At 76.2% G+C, this 15,246-nt stretch carries 17 protein-coding genes; 6 read left to right on the top strand and 11 right to left on the bottom strand.

Annotation, left to right across the window (positions count from 1 at the left end; translation table 11 throughout):
- Window position 1: 1 nt before the first annotated feature.
- From FKM96_RS09615 to FKM96_RS09605, 3 genes are read right to left on the bottom strand one after another with little or no spacing between them, the layout of a single operon-like run.
- Window positions 2-709, bottom strand: a complete 708-nt coding sequence (locus FKM96_RS09615; RefSeq protein WP_246855294.1) for a glycosyltransferase — start codon at window positions 707-709, stop codon at window positions 2-4.
- The gene (locus FKM96_RS09610) at window positions 706-2,064 is read right to left on the bottom strand and encodes a bifunctional PIG-L family deacetylase/class I SAM-dependent methyltransferase (protein WP_147795038.1); all 1,359 of its coding nucleotides are present in this window, start codon (window positions 2,062-2,064) and stop codon (window positions 706-708) included. The genes FKM96_RS09615 and FKM96_RS09610 overlap by 4 nt, the downstream gene beginning before the upstream one ends.
- Window positions 2,058-3,125 (bottom strand): acyl-CoA dehydrogenase family protein, encoded by a 1,068-nt coding sequence (locus FKM96_RS09605; protein ID WP_147795037.1) that lies wholly within the window; start codon window positions 3,123-3,125, stop codon window positions 2,058-2,060. Before FKM96_RS09605 ends, FKM96_RS09610 begins: the two co-directional genes overlap by 7 nt.
- 284 nt (window positions 3,126-3,409) lie before the next feature.
- Here FKM96_RS09605 and FKM96_RS09600 point away from each other — a divergent pair, with 284 nt between their 5' ends.
- Entirely contained in the window at window positions 3,410-3,904 is a 495-nt protein-coding gene (locus FKM96_RS09600; protein WP_147795036.1) for a peptidase S9, read from the top strand.
- A gap of 99 nt (window positions 3,905-4,003) precedes the next feature.
- On the opposite strand, the gene FKM96_RS09595 is transcribed toward FKM96_RS09600, so the two are convergent.
- Window positions 4,004-4,990, bottom strand: coding sequence for an aldo/keto reductase (locus tag FKM96_RS09595; RefSeq protein ID WP_147795035.1), 987 nt, complete (start codon window positions 4,988-4,990; stop codon window positions 4,004-4,006).
- Between the two features lie 72 nt (window positions 4,991-5,062).
- Entirely contained in the window at window positions 5,063-5,974 is a 912-nt protein-coding gene (locus tag FKM96_RS09590; protein WP_147795034.1) for a helix-turn-helix transcriptional regulator, read from the bottom strand.
- Window positions 5,975-6,120: 146 nt separating this feature from the next.
- On the opposite strand from FKM96_RS09590, the gene FKM96_RS09585 reads away from it, so the two are divergent.
- Together FKM96_RS09585 and FKM96_RS09580 are read left to right on the top strand one after the other, a co-directional pair.
- Window positions 6,121-6,531 carry a cupin domain-containing protein gene (locus tag FKM96_RS09585; RefSeq protein WP_147795033.1) on the top strand — a complete coding sequence of 137 codons (411 nt, stop codon included), beginning with the start codon at window positions 6,121-6,123 and terminating at the stop codon, window positions 6,529-6,531.
- Window positions 6,528-6,908, top strand: a complete 381-nt coding sequence (locus tag FKM96_RS09580; RefSeq protein WP_147795032.1) for a DUF2255 family protein — start codon at window positions 6,528-6,530, stop codon at window positions 6,906-6,908. The genes FKM96_RS09585 and FKM96_RS09580 overlap by 4 nt, the downstream gene beginning before the upstream one ends.
- Before the next feature lie 32 nt (window positions 6,909-6,940).
- On the opposite strand, the gene FKM96_RS09575 is transcribed toward FKM96_RS09580, so the two are convergent.
- Window positions 6,941-7,363, bottom strand: coding sequence for a GNAT family N-acetyltransferase (locus FKM96_RS09575; protein ID WP_168216937.1), 423 nt, complete (start codon window positions 7,361-7,363; stop codon window positions 6,941-6,943).
- 124 nt (window positions 7,364-7,487) lie between these two features.
- On the opposite strand from FKM96_RS09575, the gene FKM96_RS09570 reads away from it, so the two are divergent.
- Complete coding sequence (locus FKM96_RS09570) at window positions 7,488-8,972, top strand: amidase (RefSeq protein WP_147795030.1); 1,485 nt, start codon at window positions 7,488-7,490, stop codon at window positions 8,970-8,972.
- Window positions 8,973-9,011: 39 nt separating this feature from the next.
- The gene (locus FKM96_RS09565) at window positions 9,012-9,599 is read left to right on the top strand and encodes a sugar O-acetyltransferase (protein ID WP_147795029.1); all 588 of its coding nucleotides are present in this window, start codon (window positions 9,012-9,014) and stop codon (window positions 9,597-9,599) included.
- Between the two features lie 187 nt (window positions 9,600-9,786).
- On the opposite strand, the gene FKM96_RS09560 is transcribed toward FKM96_RS09565, so the two are convergent.
- From FKM96_RS09560 to FKM96_RS09540, 5 genes are all read right to left on the bottom strand, one after another.
- Complete coding sequence (locus FKM96_RS09560; RefSeq protein WP_147795028.1) at window positions 9,787-9,984, bottom strand: hypothetical protein; 198 nt, start codon at window positions 9,982-9,984, stop codon at window positions 9,787-9,789.
- Window positions 9,985-10,344: 360 nt separating this feature from the next.
- On the bottom strand, window positions 10,345-11,817 hold the full coding sequence (locus tag FKM96_RS09555) for an HNH endonuclease signature motif containing protein (protein ID WP_246855293.1): 1,473 nt from the start codon (window positions 11,815-11,817) through the stop codon (window positions 10,345-10,347).
- Window positions 11,814-12,251 carry a hypothetical protein gene (locus tag FKM96_RS09550; RefSeq protein ID WP_147795026.1) on the bottom strand — a complete coding sequence of 146 codons (438 nt, stop codon included), beginning with the start codon at window positions 12,249-12,251 and terminating at the stop codon, window positions 11,814-11,816. Before FKM96_RS09550 ends, FKM96_RS09555 begins: the two co-directional genes overlap by 4 nt.
- 114 nt (window positions 12,252-12,365) lie before the next feature.
- Window positions 12,366-12,860 carry an NUDIX domain-containing protein gene (locus tag FKM96_RS09545; protein ID WP_246855292.1) on the bottom strand — a complete coding sequence of 165 codons (495 nt, stop codon included), beginning with the start codon at window positions 12,858-12,860 and terminating at the stop codon, window positions 12,366-12,368.
- Between the two features lie 2 nt (window positions 12,861-12,862).
- Window positions 12,863-13,675 carry a DeoR/GlpR family DNA-binding transcription regulator gene (locus tag FKM96_RS09540; protein WP_147795025.1) on the bottom strand — a complete coding sequence of 271 codons (813 nt, stop codon included), beginning with the start codon at window positions 13,673-13,675 and terminating at the stop codon, window positions 12,863-12,865.
- 271 nt (window positions 13,676-13,946) lie between these two features.
- On the opposite strand from FKM96_RS09540, the gene FKM96_RS09535 reads away from it, so the two are divergent.
- Window positions 13,947-15,242: a sugar ABC transporter substrate-binding protein gene (locus FKM96_RS09535; protein WP_147795024.1), complete on the top strand. Its 1,296-nt coding sequence runs from the start codon at window positions 13,947-13,949 to the stop codon at window positions 15,240-15,242.
- The last annotated feature ends 4 nt before the right edge of the window (window positions 15,243-15,246 follow it).

The raw sequence follows: 15,246 nt of genomic DNA, 5'->3' as shown, positions 1-15,246 counted from the left end.
GTCAGGCGGGGAACGCGTCCCGCAGGTAGCCCGCGTAGCCGCCCGGGGTGCGGCCGACCGTGCGGCCGGACGTCACGACGTCCACCTCGTCGGACGCCCGCACCACGACCTCGGGGTCGGCCCGCAGCCGCGCCACGAGGTCGACGTCCTCGTGCTCGACGAGCGGGGCGAAGCCGTCCGCACGGAGGTAGGCGTCGGCGCGGATCCCCAGGTTCGCGCCGTGCACGTGCCCGTTCGGCCGGCCGGGGACCCGGGTGGCGCGCCAGGCGGCGAGCTGCCGCGGGGTGAGGTCGCGCGGGTCGGGGCGGACGGTGCCGACCACGACGTCGGCGCCGGCGTCCGCGAGCGCGCGGTGCCCGCGCAGCCAGTGCGGGGGCACGACGGTGTCGGCGTCGGTGCAGGCGATCCACACCGCGCGGGGATCGGTGTCCCGCTGCGCGAGGCCGGCCCCGACCCCGGCCGCCCGCGCCGCGCCGACCGCTCCCGTCCGCAGGGTCAGCGTGCGCACACCCGCGGCCGCGGCCACCGCGGCGGACCCGTCGCGGCAGTCGTCGAGCACGACCACGACGTCCACCGGGGCTCCCGCGGCGTCGGCGGCCGTCGCGACGGACGCCAGGCACGCGGCCAGCAGCTCCTCCTCGTCGTGGACGGGCACGACGACCAGCAGCCGCTCGACGGGCGGGCGCGCGGCGGCAGGTCGCCGGGTCACGGCAGCAGGCCCTCGCGCTCCGCCACGGACGCGGGGTCGGCGGACCACACGTCGAGCGCCACGTCCGCGTCCCGGTACGACGCCACGCGGGCCAGCCCCAGCGCGCGGTCGAGCGTCGCCTGGACGTCGTCGCCGGTCTGGGCGTGCTCGGCGACGGGGTGCCGCCAGTGGCAGCCGAGCACGGTGGCACCGGGCGCGAGCTCGGGGCGCAGCCGCTCCACCAGGTCGAGCAGCTCGGGTCGGGTGAGGTAGTACGCGACCTCGGACAGCACGACGAGGTCGAACGGCCCCGCGGGGACCCCGGACCGGGCGTCGTGCCGGCGCACCGTCACGTGCGGCTGGTCGGCGACCCGCTCCCGGGCGGCCTCGACGGCGGCCGGCACCACGTCGGTGGCCAGCAGCCGGTCGCTCCGTCCTGCCAGCTCGGCCGTGAGCGTGCCGACCGAGCAGCCGACCTCCAGCACCGAGCCGTACCGCCGGGCCGGCAGCGCCGCGAGCGTGAGCGCCCGCTTGCGCTCCTCGTACCACCGCGTCGCGAGCCCCCACGGGTCGTCGCGCCGCTCGTACTTCCCGGCGAAGTACTCCGTCGGGACGCCGGCGGGCAGGTCGTCGGCGACCACGAACGGCTCGACGTCCCGGTCGAAGTTCCGCAGGAACTCCGGGTGCAGCGGCGCGGCGTCCTCGGGTGCGGGCGACCAGGGCTGCGTCTGGGTGACGTGCTGCGCGAGCGCGCGGCGCTTCGCGGTGAGGTCCCGGTCGTCGAGGGGCAGCGCGCGCAGGCGGTCCCACGGCACGTCGGCGTGGTCCGGCGTCGCCCAGTGCCACAGCCACACGGGGTACTCGAGCAGCCGCGCGCCCGTCTCGGCCGCCAGCTCGGCGCAGACCTCCCCGACGACGCGGTGGTCCCGGTGGCCGTCTCCGCGCCACGGCGCGACCAGGACGGCGAGCGGCTCGTCCCCGACCGCCGCGCGCAGCGCCGCCGCGACCGCCTCGCGGTGCTCGCGCGTCCCGCCGTCGGGGAAGCCGAGCGTGGTGACGGTCGACCCCGGGGACAGCACGGCGACGCCCGCCGCCAGCTCGCGCGCCCGCATCGGGACCAGGTCCTCCGAGGCCAGGGTGACGGAGCCGGCGTGCGAGCCCGCCCCGTCGGTGACGACGACGACGTCCGCCGGCCGCCCGGCCTCCGCGAGGCGGTGCAGCAGGCCGCCGGCGCCGAGGGTCTCGTCGTCGGGGTGCGCCGCCACGACGACCGTGCGGCCCGCGGGCAGCGCCAGCCCGGGCAGGGCGGCGAACCGCGCGGAGGCCTCCCAGATGCCGGCCGGGGTGCCGCCCGCCCGGCCGTCGAAGATCACCACGGCGCCGGCCCTGCCGCGAGCAGGGCGCCGAGCGACGCGTCGTCGCGCTCCGCGTGCTGCTGCCGGACGTAGACCTCCAGGTCGGCGACGCGCTTGGCGTGCTCGGGCTCCTGGGTCAGCGGCCCGGGGCCGAGCGCGTGGCCGGCGAGCCGCAGCACGTCCTCGCAGGTGCGGGCCACGGTCGCGCGCACGCGCTTCGCGAGCACCCGGCCCGCGGCACGGTCCGCCTCCGGCTCCGGGTCGAGCCCGCCGCGGGTCGCGGCGCCCGACGCGTCGACGCGGGCGGCGGCGTCCGCGAGGACCACGCGCGCGGCGGCCAGCCGCTCGTCGACCGCGCCGAGGTGCATGGCGAGCAGCCGGTCGTCGGGGCGGGCCGCGGCGTGCGCGTGCAGGCGCCGTGCGACGCCGACGGCCCCGCCGAACCAGCACGCCGCGACGCCGATCGCGCCCCACCAGAAGCCCGGGCGGTCCAGGTACCAGGAGCCCTCGGCGACCGGCGTCGCGCGCGCTCGGTCGAACCGCACCGGGGTGCTCGGGATCTCGGCGAGGCCGCGCGACGGCCAGGGCGCGTCGACCGGCTGGACCTCCGGCGTCCGCAGGTCGACGGCGAACAGGCCGCGGCGGGCGTCGTCGTCCGCCAGGCGGGCGGTGACGAGGGCGGCGTCGAGCTCGCCGGCCAGCGAGCACCAGGGCTTGGTGCCCTCGAGGAGCCAGGCGTCGTCGACCGCGGTGGCCGTGAGCGCGGGGCCGGGGCCCTCGGCCGCGTACACGCCCCAGGTGGTCGCGGTGGCCCCGACCTCGCCGGTGCGCTGCGCCTGGTCGAGGATCGCGCGCGCGTCCAGGTGCGGCTCCACGGCCCGCGCGACGGCGAGGTCGTGGGCGGCGAGCGTGGCGAGGAGCTCCCAGAGCGCGGCCGTCGACCCGGCGCCGGGGCGCAGGTGGTCCGGCCAGGCGGCGGCCGCCCGGAGCGCGTCGGCGACGGTCGCCGGGAGCGGGGCGAGGAGCAGGTCCGGCGGCGGGCTGGTGTCCTGGAGGCGGACGGGGCGGGTGCCGTCGGGCATGGGTCTCCTCGCGGCTCGGGGATCGGCGGGCCCGCCGGGGGGCGGTTCCGGCGCGATCATCGCCCGCGCCCGACGTCGCCGCCAGCGGGGGGAAGCGCTGACCAGCCGATTCGCCCGACCGGGCGGTGCCGCTCCGGGGCACCGGTGCGGCGCGGGACACCGGCCCCGGCCGGCACGTGGTCCTCCGGACGGACCACGCCGCTCCGCCGCAGGACGGATGTGGGCCGCGCGGGTCGCTGGTTAGCGTGGCGGGACGACCCGTCGACCACCTCGGAGGATCCGTCATGCCGTCCACCCCGCCCGTCTCCCGCGTGCTGAACGCCGCGGTCGGCGGACTGGCCGCGACCGCCTACTACGCCGCGCCGGACCTGATCCGGTCCCGCGCCGGCCGCGGCTGGGCCAAGGCCGCCCTGACCGCCGTCGTCGTCGCCACGTCCGTGCCGGACATGCGCCGCGGTCTCGCCGAGGTGCGCGCGCAGCGCGAGGCGGACGCGCAGGACCCCCAGGCCGAGCAGGTCGACTGGGCGGCGATGTGGGGCTCGATGTCGCCGGGCGGCCGCGCCTCGGCGGTGTGCGCGGGCGCCGCGGTGCTCGCCGGATCCGTGGCGTCGGTCGTCGCGATCGAGCGCGCCGTGTTCCGCCGGGGCGAGCGCCGCCGGGCTGCGGGTGTGCGGTTCGCGCACACCCGCCCGGCGCTGGTGTGGGGCGTCCTCACCACGGTGGCCGCCCTGCTCCCGGACCAGCCGACCGCGCCCCCGCGCCCGCTCCCGCGCGCCTGACCCCGGGTCGCCGCGGGGGCGCGGCCTACCGTCTCCGGCCGTGCCCACGCCGATCGCGGGCGGTGGCGCGGGAGACCGTAGGCCGGGGTGCCGGCGCGCTCAGCGGCCGACCATCGCCATGCCCGCGTCGTCGTAGCGGTTGCCCGAGACGCCCACCGTCGTCGCGAGGGCGTCGAGCTCGGCCCGCTCGTCGGCCGACAGGGCCACCGTGGTCGCGTCCGCGTTCTCCTGCACCCGGGAGAGCCGCCGCGTGCCCGGGATCGGCACGACCCACGGGTGCTGCGCGAGCAGCCACGCGAGCGCGACCTGCCCCGGCGTGGCCCCGCGGGCCTCGGCCAGCGCCCGGACCCGGGCGACCAGGGCCTCGTTCGCGTCCCGGTTCTCGGCGGTGAACCGGGGGACCCGGTGCCGGATGTCGCCCTCCGCGAACGTCGTCGAGGAGTCGACCGTGCCGGTGAGGAACCCCTTGCCGAGCGGGCTGAACGGCACGAACCCGATGCCCAGCTCCGCGCACGTCGGCAGCACCTCGGGCTCGGGGTCGCGGGTCCACAGCGAGTACTCCGACTGCACCGCGGTCACGGGGTGCACGGCGTGCGCGCGACGGATCGTGGCCGCCCCCGCCTCGGACAGCCCGAGGTGCCGCACCTTGCCCTCCGCCACCAGCTCGCCCACCGTCCCGGCGACGTCCTCGACCGGCACGTCCGGGTCGACCCGGTGCTGGTAGAAGAGGTCGATCGCCTCGACCCGGAGCCGGCGCAACGACGCCTCGGCGACCGCGCGGATCTGCTCGGGGCGCGAGTTCAGCCCGACCATCCGGCCGTCGGCGATGTCCCAGCCGAACTTGGTGGCGACCACGACCCGGTCGCGCAGCGGCCCGAGCGCCTCGCCGACCAGCTCCTCGTTGACGTACGGGCCGTAGACCTCGGCGGTGTCGACGAACGTGACGCCGAGGTCCACCGCCCCGCGGAGCACCGCGATCATGTCGTCGCGGTCGCCGGGGTTCGGGCCGTAGGACATGGACATGCCCATGGCGCCGAGGCCGACGGCCGAGACCTCGAGATCCTGTCCGAGCGTGCGGGTGTGCATGGTGGTGCCTTCCGTGGGGTCGACGGGGAGCACCCCGCCGGACCGGCCGGGTGCGTGCGGGTGCGGCCGCGGTCAGCCGACGGCGGTCGTGGGGGTCGCGGGCGACGGCTCCGCCGCCGCGGTGGCGTCGGCGCTCGCGGACCAGCTCGCCAGGAGCTGCAGGGCGTCGGCCGACGCCGTCCCGGGAGCGGCGGTGTACACGAGCATCGTCAGGCCGGGTGCCTGCGCGATCGGCAGCGTGTCGTACATGAGGTCGAGCCGGCCGGCGACCGGGTGCTGGATGTGCTTGAGCCCGCCGCGGTGCAGGTGCACGTCGTGCCGGGCCCAGCGCTCGCGGAACTCCTCGCTGCGGGTGGACAGCTCGCCGACCAGGTCGTGCACCGCCTTGTCGTGCGGGTCGCGACCCGCGACTCCGCGCAGGATGCCGACCGTGTCCTTCGCGGCCTTCTCCCAGTCGACCCAGTAGTCGTGGGCGGCGGGGTCCAGGAAGGCGAACCGCGCGTGGTTGGCGGGGCGGCCCTCGACGTGGGACGGCCCGGTGAACAGCGGCGCGTAGAGCGCCCGGCCGAGCGCGTTGGTCGCGAGGATGTCGAGCCGGTCGTTCCGCACCACGGCGGGCGCCCCGGTCATCGCGTCGAGCATCACCTGGACGCTCGGCGGCACGGGCGGCGTGGGCCGGCGGCGGGCGCGGGTGGTGCGGGGGCCGGCGGCGCGGGCGAGGTCGTGCAGGTGCAGGGTCTCGGCCTCGTCGAGCTGCAGCGCCCGGGCGATCGCGCCCAGCACCGACTCGGAGACACCCGACAGGTTCCCGCGCTCGAGGCGCACGTAGTAGTCGGAGGACACCCCGGCCAGCATCGCGACCTCCTCGCGGCGCAGCCCGGCGACGCGGCGGTTCGACCCGTAGGCGGTGAGCCCGGCCTGGGCGGGCGTGATCCGCGCCCGGCGGGACGCCAGGAAGTCACGCACCTCGTCGCGGTTGTCCATGCCTCGACGGTACGTCCGGCGCCGCGCGGCTGGCAGGTCCTGCCAGTACCCGTCACGGCGGGGCCTCCCGGGTGCGACGGCGCGGGTGTCTGCTGGGACAGTGCGCCGCGGTCCGCGCGGCGCCGGAGCGCACCGAGGAGACCTGCGTGGAGATCCGCACCCAGGAGCCGACGACCGCCGGCCCGTCCGCCCTGTTCACCGGCGACGTCTGGTTCGACGTCCTCGCCGCCCCGCCCGCCCCGTCGCGGCTGCGGGTCAACGTGGTCCGGTTCGCGCCCGGCGCCCGCACGCACTGGCACAGCCACGCCGCGGGGCAGTCGCTGCGCGTGACCCAGGGCGTCGCCCGCGTCGGGACCCGCGACGGGCGCGTGGTCGAGGCGCTGCCGGGTCAGACCGTCTGGTGCCCGCCGGGCGAGGAGCACTGGCACGGCGCCGGCCCCGACGCCTTCATGGAGCACCTGGCGATGTGGGAGACCACCGACGCGCGGGACGGCTCGGAGACCACGTGGGCCGAGCCGGTCGACGACGCGCAGTACGCCGGGGGCGAGCCGCGATGAGCGGCTGGACCGCCGAGGAGCTCGACCGGGTGGGACGGGCGGAGGAGCTGCGGCTCGCGTCCTCCCGGCCGGACGGCACGCTCCGGCCGGCCGTGACGATCTGGGTGGTGCGGGTCGGCGACGACCTCGTGGTCCGCTCGGCGTACGGCCCGGGGAACGGCTGGTTCCGCCGTGCGCAGGCGTCCGGGCGCGGCCGCGTCGAGGCCGGCGGCGTGACCCGGGACGTGCGGTTCGTGGCCGCCGACCCGGCCGCGCACGACGCCGTCGACGCGGCGTACCACGCGAAGTACGACCGGTTCGGGCCGCGGATCGTCGGGTCCGTCGTGGGTCCGCAGGTCGTGGACGTGACGCTGCGGCTGGTGCCGGAGGACGCCTGACACGGCTCGGGGCGCCGTGTGCGCCGGTGCGCTCAGGGCCGGGGCTCGACCACGCGCACCATGCCCGTCATGTCGCCGACCTCGAACCCCGCCGCCCGGTAGAGCGCACTGCCCTCGGCCGTCGCGAACAGCGTGACGAACGCCGGCGCCGGCGCGCGCCGGGCGATCAGGTCCAGCACCCGTGCGACCAGCGCCCGCCCGAGGCCCTGCCCCTGCCGGCCGGGCAGCACGACGACGTCCTGGACCATGAAGTACTTCACGCCGTCGCCGACGACCCGCGCCATGCCGACGGTCTCGCCGTCGGCGGCCACGGCCACGACGCCCAGGGTCGAGCCGGCGAGCGACGCGGGCTGGGACGGCCAGTCGAACGCGTGGGCCCAGCCGACGGCCTCGGCCAGGCGGCGGTGCTCGTGCGGGGTGGGGAGGCGGTCCTCGAGCGTGACGGCGGCGGGCATGGGGCCCATGCTCGCGCGGGACGGTCGCACCTGGGTGCGCCGCGTGTCGCGCGAAGCGCCGCCGGGTAGGTGCTCGCTCCGGGGAGGCCCGTCCGCCCGGGCGCCGCGTGCCTAGGCTGGCCGGGTGACCGCGCTGCACGAGATGACCGCCCTGGCCCTCCGTGACCTGCTGGGGTCCGGCGAGCTCGACCCCGCCGACCTCGCCGAGCACTACCTGGCCCGCATCGCGGACCGCGACCCCGGGCTGGGCGCCTTCTCGACGGTCACGCCGGACCTCGCCCGGGAGCGCGCCGCCGCCCTGCGCCGCGACGGCCGCCCCGGACCGGACGCCCCGCTCTGGGGACTGCCCACGGCCGACAAGGACCTCACCGACCGGGCCGGCGTACCGACCGGCTACGGCTCGCGGGCGTTCGCCGGGCCCTACCGGTACGTGCCCGAGGTCAGCAGCGACATCACCCGGGTGCTCGACGACGCCGGCATCGTGTCGCTCGGCAAGACCGCGGCGCCCGAGCTCGGGTTCCCCTCGTACACCGAGACCCTCGTCGGCCCGCCCGCCCGGAACCCCTGGGACCCCTCGCGCGGGTCGGGCGGGTCGAGCGGCGGGGCGGCCGTCGCGGTGGCCGCCGGGCTGCTCCCGGTCGCGCCGGGGTCCGACGGCGGCGGTTCGGTCCGCATCCCCGCCGCGGCCTGCGGGCTCGTCGGGCTGAAGACCACCCGCGGGCTGCTGCCGGCCGGCGGTGGCGTGGAGTCGCTCGGCGGGCTGGTCGTGCACGGGCCGATCGCCCGGACCACCGCGGACGCCGCGCTGCTGCTCGAGGGCATGCTGCCGCGGCGCGCGGACGGGACCGCCGACCACCCGCGGACGCTGCGCACGGCCGCCGGTCAGCGGGGTTCCTACCTCGACGCCGCCCAGCAGGGGCGGACACCGGGCGGGCGCGCGGCCTTCCGGATCGGCGTCAGCACGTTCAGCGCGTGGGAGGGGGCGTACGACATCGTCCTCGGCCCCGAGGCGCGGGCCGCGCTCGACGCCGGGTCCGCCGCGCTCGACGGCCTCGGCCACGCCGTCGTCGACACCGGCACCTGGGAGCCCGACCCCGCGTACGCGCCGGCGTTCCGGACCCTGTGGATGGCCGGCGCCGCCGCCGTGCCGATCGACGACCCCGAGCGGCTGGCGCTGCTGGAGCCGCTGACGCAGTGGCTGATCGAGCGCGGCCGGGCGGTCCCCGCGCGGCAGCTCGTCGAGGCCGTCGGGGCGCTCGCGGCGTTCGAGCGGACCATGGTCGCCCGGGTCGAGGAGTACGACGCGGTGCTGCTGCCCGCCATGGCGCTCACCCCGCGGCCGCTCGGCTGGTACGACGCCGAGGACCCGGAGCGGAACTTCGCCCAGCAGTGCGAGTACACGCCGTACACGTCGATGCTCAACGTGTGCGGCCTGCCCGCGATCACCGTGCCGACCCACTGGACCGAGCCCGACGCCGGCGCCCCCGCGGGGCTGCCGATGGGCGTGCAGCTCGTCGGCCGGCCCGGCGGTGAGCACGTGCTGCTGGCCCTCGCGGCGCAGCTGGAGGAGCGGCTGCGGTGGCCGGATCGGCGGCCGCCGGTCTGGTGACGCGGCGCGGTCAGCACGGTGCTCCCTAGCATCGTCCGCATGACGACCGACTACTTCGCCGACGACCCACGCACCAACCTCGAGCGGATGCTCGCGGGCGACCTGTACGTCGCCGACGAGGAGATCGAGGACCTCACCCGCCGGTCAGCGCGGCTGACCGAGGCCTACGGCCGGGTCGCGCTCCTCGACGACGCGGCGGCCCGCGCGATCCTCACCGACCTGCTCGGCACCCTGGGCGAGGGCTCGGGCATCCGCCCGCCGCTCCACGTCGACCTCGGCACGAACATCCACGTCGGCGCCCGCACCTTCGTGAACTTCAACCTCACGGCCCTCGACGTCGCGCCGATCCACATCGGCGACGACTGCATGATCGGCCCGAACGTGCAGCTGCTGACCCCGATCCACCCGATCGAGCCGCAGCCCCGCAAGGACAAGCTCGAGGGGTCGAAGCCGATCACGATCGGCGACAACGTCTGGCTCGGGGGCGGCGTCATCGTGTGCCCGGGCGTCACGATCGGGGACAACTCCGTCATCGGCGCGGGGTCGGTCGTCACCCGGGACATCCCGGCGAACGTCGTCGCGGTCGGGAACCCCGCGCGGGTCGTCCGGGAGGACATCGACCGCTGACCCGGCCGGACGCGGGGCGAGCGGTGACCGGCCCCGTGAGGGAGACGGACGCGAGCACCGGCGCCGACGCGGAGGCGGACGGCAGGAGCGGCCGCGCCGCGGAGACGGACGGCAGGACCGGCGCCGTCGCGGAGGCCGAGTGCAAGAGCAGCCGCGTCGCGGAGGCGGGCGGCCTGGACCGGCCCGGTCAGCTCGCGCGGCGCAGCTGGGCGTACGTCGCGGACATCCGCTCGAACTCGTCCCGGGTCAGGCCCATCGCCTCGATGAGCTCGGCCTCGAGCCGGTCGTAGGCGTCCTGCTCCGCGAGCGTGCACGGCGGCGGCGTCGCCGAGAACCGCGCGTGGATCTCCCGGAGTCGCTCGTGGTCGATGGCCCGCCTGCTCATGTCCCGAACCGTACGACCCACCACTGACACGCCCCTGTGCGCGGGCCATGGCGAGCGCACGCACGCTCGGGGAGCGGCCGAGGGGCCCGGACACGCTGGATGCGGGCCCGCTGGACAGGAAGCGGACACGCTCGACCTTGGGCGGGACGCCTGGCCTGGGGCGGGCATGCCCGGATGGGCGCGGGCACGCCCGGATGGGTGCGGGCACGCCCGGATGGGTGCGGCGCGGCAGGGTCGGCCTGGGCAGCAGCCCGAGGCGCGGCAGGGTCGGCCTGGGCAGCAGCCCGAGGTGCGGCACGCCACTGGGGAGGGGCGCGCTCGTACGGGGACGGATGCGTCGGAGCGACCGACTCGCTGGGCTCAGAACGGGGGTGGCGCGTCATAGGGGTCGGCGGTCGCGTCGTGGCACTGCCCGGTGCCGGGACGGGTGAGGTATCGGTGTCCGGTGGGGGTGATCCACTCGTAGAGCCCGGGTTCGATCTGCCGCAGCCGGAACCCGCCGTCGGTCTTGAGCCGGTGGTGCCGGTGGCAGACCGGTCCGAGGTTGTCGGCGTCGGTGCGGCCCAGGGGCGCGTCGGGGTCACCGCCGGGTTGGGGGTGGAACTCCTGGGTGTGGTCGAGCTCGCATGCGCAGGCGGGGACCCTGCAGCCGGGTGCGGCGCACGTTCCGTCGCGGGCGCGGACGAGTTCGGCCAGGGCGGCGGATGGTCGGTATCGCTCGCGGCCGACGTCCAGGACCCGGGCGGTGAGCGGGTCGGTGACGACTCGCTGCCAGACCCCGCCGATCGCCAGGGCCCGGGCCTGGACGGCGTCGATGGGGCCGTGGCCGTCGAGGTGGGCGGGCTGGTCGTCCAGGCCGAGCAGGGTGGACGCCGGGATGGTGATGCGGACCTCGGCGCCGGGGCGGCCGGAGCAGCGGGTGCAGCCGCGGCGCGCGGGAGCGGGCGCGGGGGTCGTCGCGACGGTGCTCGGCGCAGCGGCTGGTGCAGAGGCATCTGTCGGCGCGCCCGGCGCGGCGGTTTCGCTCGGCGCGCCCGGCGCGACGGCGTCGGTCGGAGCGCCAGGCACCGCGGCTCCGGTACCGGTCTTGGTCGCCGTCGCGGGCGCGGTCTTCGTCTCCGTCGCAGTCTCGGTCGAGGTGGCGGGCGGCCCGGCCAGCACGCGGGGGTCATCCGAGCCGGGCACCGAGTGTGCACCTGAGTCGCCGAGCGGGATGAGCGTCGCGATCGGGATCGGCTCCACCGGGCGGGTGAGCAGCGCACCGTCCCGGTCGGTCATGGTCGCCCCGTTCCACGACCGTCGCGGCTCCGGCGGCACCGGCAGGCCCGGGGACAGACGGACCTCGAACGCCGGACCGTCCGACGCGGGGACGTCCCCGACCACCAGGTCGCGCAGACCATCCGCGCGCAGCTGGTCCAGGGTCCGGTCGTCACCCAGCGCCTTCGCGGTCTTCGCGGCGTGGGTCAGGACCCCGTCGACCCGGAGCGCGTCCGCCGCGTCGAGGACCAGCCACATCGAGGCGATGCCGTCCGGCTGCGGGCGCGGGTGGGAGACCCTCCTGGTGCAGCGGGCCCGCTCGCGGCGTGCGGCGGCGCCCTCGGGGTCGACCAGCCGGATCTCCCGTTCGACGCGCTGGCGAAGCTCGGCGACCGAGCACTGGTCGGCGTCGGGCAGCACTGCGTCCTCCACCGCGTGCGCGACCTGGAAGGACAGGTCCGCCAACCCGGCGGTCAGGACCTGGGCCTTGCCGGCGTCGAGGTGCCCGACCTCGAGGGCCTCCCGGGTGGCGCCGAGCATCCCGTCGAGCACCAGCGCCCGGTGCACGGTCTTCATCGCAGTGACCCGTGGCCACCCCAGCCGCATCGCCAGCTCGTCCCCGGCCACGCAGGTCTGCGTCGGCGGGGCACCGGCCAGCGGGGACCACTCGGGCTCATCTCGTCCCGGGAGGCGAGCTCGGCGATCATGGCCAGCTTGCGGGCGTGCTGATGACTCTCGACCCGGTCCTGCGCGGCGATCACCTCGACCAGCACCATCGAGGACAGCACCTGCAGGTCCAGCCCTCGCAGCCAGGCGTCCAGCTCGGGCCCCGGCGGGCACGCGGCGATCGCCTCGATCTGCCGCTGCTCACCCGTCCGAGGCACCCCACCGGCCGCCACCACGGGGTCCGGGCCGAAGTCCGTCAGGCACGTCCCGTCGGGCCCGTAGACCGGCAGCACCACGGCGGCGACCGGGTCGCCGTCGGGGTGTTCCTGCAGGTCAGATGCCATGGAACGACACTACCGACGCCCACCGACACGACCCCGGCGACCGACGCCCGCCTGGGGACGAGGCACGACCACGGCACCTGTGGACGACTCGTCGCCCGCACGACGGGCCCCGGCTCAGCGGCCGGTGAGGTGTGCCAGCAGCCGGTCCAGGAACTCCGCCTGGGCGGTCACGACGAGCTCCCGAGCCTCCGGCACCGGCACCCACCGCAGCTCGTCGAGCTCCGGGAACGTCACCGTGCGCCCGCTGCGCGGCGGCCAGTCGACCGTCACCTGGCTCACCGGTCCGCGCGGGGCGTCGAGGTCGAGGGTGGCGGCCCGCGCCCACACCCGGACCACCTTCCCCGCGCGCTGCCGGACCTCGCCGAGGTCGACGTCCTCCCCGTCGGGCGCGGGGACGCCGACCTCCTCGGCGAACTCCCGCAGCGCGGTGGTGTGCGGGTCCTCGCCGTCCAGCGGCTCGCCCTTGGGGACGGTCCAGCCGTGCGGCTTCCGCGCCCAGAACGGGCCGCCCATGTGCCCGAGCAGGACCTCGGGCGCGCCGGGGCCCCCGGCGCCCGGCCGGTGCAGCAGCAACCCCGCGCTCGTGCGGGCGGCAGCGGCGGCGGCCACGCTCAGGACTCCGGGAGCAGGACCTCGACGCCGGCCTCGTCCAGCGCCGTGCGCAGTTCGGCGGGCGGCGGGGCGTCGGTGACGAGGTAGTCCGCCCGGCCGAGCTCGGCGATCTGCGCGAACAGCCGCCGGCTGAACTTGGACGAGTCGGCGAGCACGGCGACCCGGTCGGCGCGGTCCATCATGTCGCCCATCATCGAGGCCTCGACCAGGTTGCTCGTCGAGTAGCCGACGTCGGCGGAGACGGCCCCGACGCCGATGAGCGCGAGGTCGCACCGGATGTCGACCTCGGGCTGGTGGGTCCACGCGGGCAGCCGCACCGGCCCGAGCGTGGCCTGGTCGGTGATCCGCACGCTGCCCCCGAACACGTAGAGGTCGCGGTACGCGGACGGGGCCAGCTCGGTGGCGCCGCGCAGGCTGTTGGTGGCGACGGTCAGGTCGCGTCGCTCGGCGAGCGCCCGGATGAGGGCGAGCGTCGTGGTGCCGGCGTTGACGATGATCGCCTGCCCGTCCCGCACCAGCGCGGCCGCCCGGGCGCCGATCCGCTCCTTGGCCTGCGTCTGCATGCGCATCCGCACGTCGAGCTCGGTGTTGGGGCGCGGGGCGGTGCTGAGACCGACGGCGCCGCCGTGGGTGCGGACGAGCACGCCGTCGGCGTCGAGCTGGTCGAGGTCGCGGCGGATCGTGTCCGCGGACACGTCGAACCGGTCGGCGAGCTGCGCGACGGTGACCTCGCCGGTCTCGGTCACGTACGCGGCGAGCTCGGCCTTGCGCCCTGCCGGGAGGCGGCGCGGTGCGGTGTCGGAGGACGACATGCAGAAACTTCTAGCACAAAACCGCGTGCTCTCGCAGGAAGTCGCGGATACCTACCGCATGGTCGCGCATCGTGCCGTCGCGGCTGCTCGCGACCGGTTTGCCCCGCGATCGCCCGGTACGACGGGCATGACCGTGGGACGGTGTCGTCAGGTCTCGGTGCGATAACGCGCGGGGATCCGCCCTTGACGACCGCAGAGACCCGCACTAGCGTGCTCAAACACGCAGAGAAGCGCACTCAGCCGCACAAAGCGGCATCCCGGAGGGAGAGTCATGAGCAACGGAGCTCGGATGCGGTACCTCAGTGCCGCGGCCATCGCCGGGGCCTCGGCCCTGGTCCTGACCGCGTGCGGCAGCGGTGGCGACGCCGCGGTCGGTGGCGGGTCGGAGGGCGGTCACGTCACGCTCGAGTTCGCGCAGTGGTGGGAGCCCGAGCTGCCCGACGGCGCGTTCCGCGAGCTGATGGACAAGTTCGAGGACGAGAACCCCGGCATCACCGTCGAGCTGCTGAGCGGCCCGTACGCGTCGACCAAGGAGCAGGTCCTCGCCGGCGCCGCGGCCGGCACGATGTCGGACGTGGTCGGCCTGGACGGCGCCTGGGTCAACGACTTCGCGAAGCAGGGCGCGATCGCCGACCTGTCCGCCCTGATGGCGGACGACGGGTTCGACGACGGACAGCTCGTCAGCCAGGTCCAGGTGGACGGCTCGACCTACATGATCCCGGTCGTGAACTTCGTGTACCCGATGTTCACGAACGACGACCTGCTCGCCCAGGCCGGCGTGGACGCGCCGCCGAGCACCCGCACCGAGTTCCAGGACGCGGCCGAGGGCATCACCGCCCTGGGGGACAACACGTACGGCTGGGTGCTGCCGCTGTCGCTGGAGGCCCCGAACGGCGTGCAGAACGACGTCATGTCGTGGGTCTGGGCGTCGGGCGGCTCGATGCTCGACGACGGCCAGCCCGCGCTGGCCGACAACCCCGACGTCGAGAGCGGTGTGCAGTTCGTCGCCGACCTCTGGGACGCGGGGGTCGTCGCGCCGGGCTCCTTCACGATGAAGGAGCAGGACAAGGTCGAGGAGTTCACGAACGGCCGGGTCGGCATGATGATCGACTCCCTGGCCCACGTGACCACGATCCAGGAGGCCAACCCCGACCTGCAGTTCTCGATCTCCGCGATCCCGGCCGAGGACGGGTACACGGGTGAGCGCGGCATCCCCTACGCCTCGTGGGGCATCGGCGTCGCCGAGAACTCGGAGCACAAGGCCGAGGCGATGAAGCTGGTCGAGTTCCTCATGAGCGAGGAGACCAACGCGGAGCTGTCGTCGATCGCGAACGCGTTCCCGGGCAACACGGAGTCCGTGCCGGACTTCGTCGAGGACAACGAGCTGTTCGCGACGGCGTTCGAGATCTACCAGGACGGCTACCCGGCCAACGAGTTCACCGGCCTGCCCGTCGCCGAGGAGCTGATGCGGCAGCTCGGCGAGCAGCTGCAGAAGAGCCTGAACGGCGACCAGAGCGTCGACGACGCGCTCGCCGCTGCGCAGGAGCAGTGGGAGAGCGAGTTCTGACCGA

This window comes from Cellulomonas sp. Y8 (genome assembly GCF_008033115.1).
In the GTDB taxonomy this organism is placed as follows: Bacteria; Actinomycetota; Actinomycetes; order Actinomycetales; family Cellulomonadaceae; genus Cellulomonas.
The sequence above is the reverse complement of the archived record's forward strand: the minus strand, read 5'-3'. Positions and strand labels throughout refer to the sequence as shown.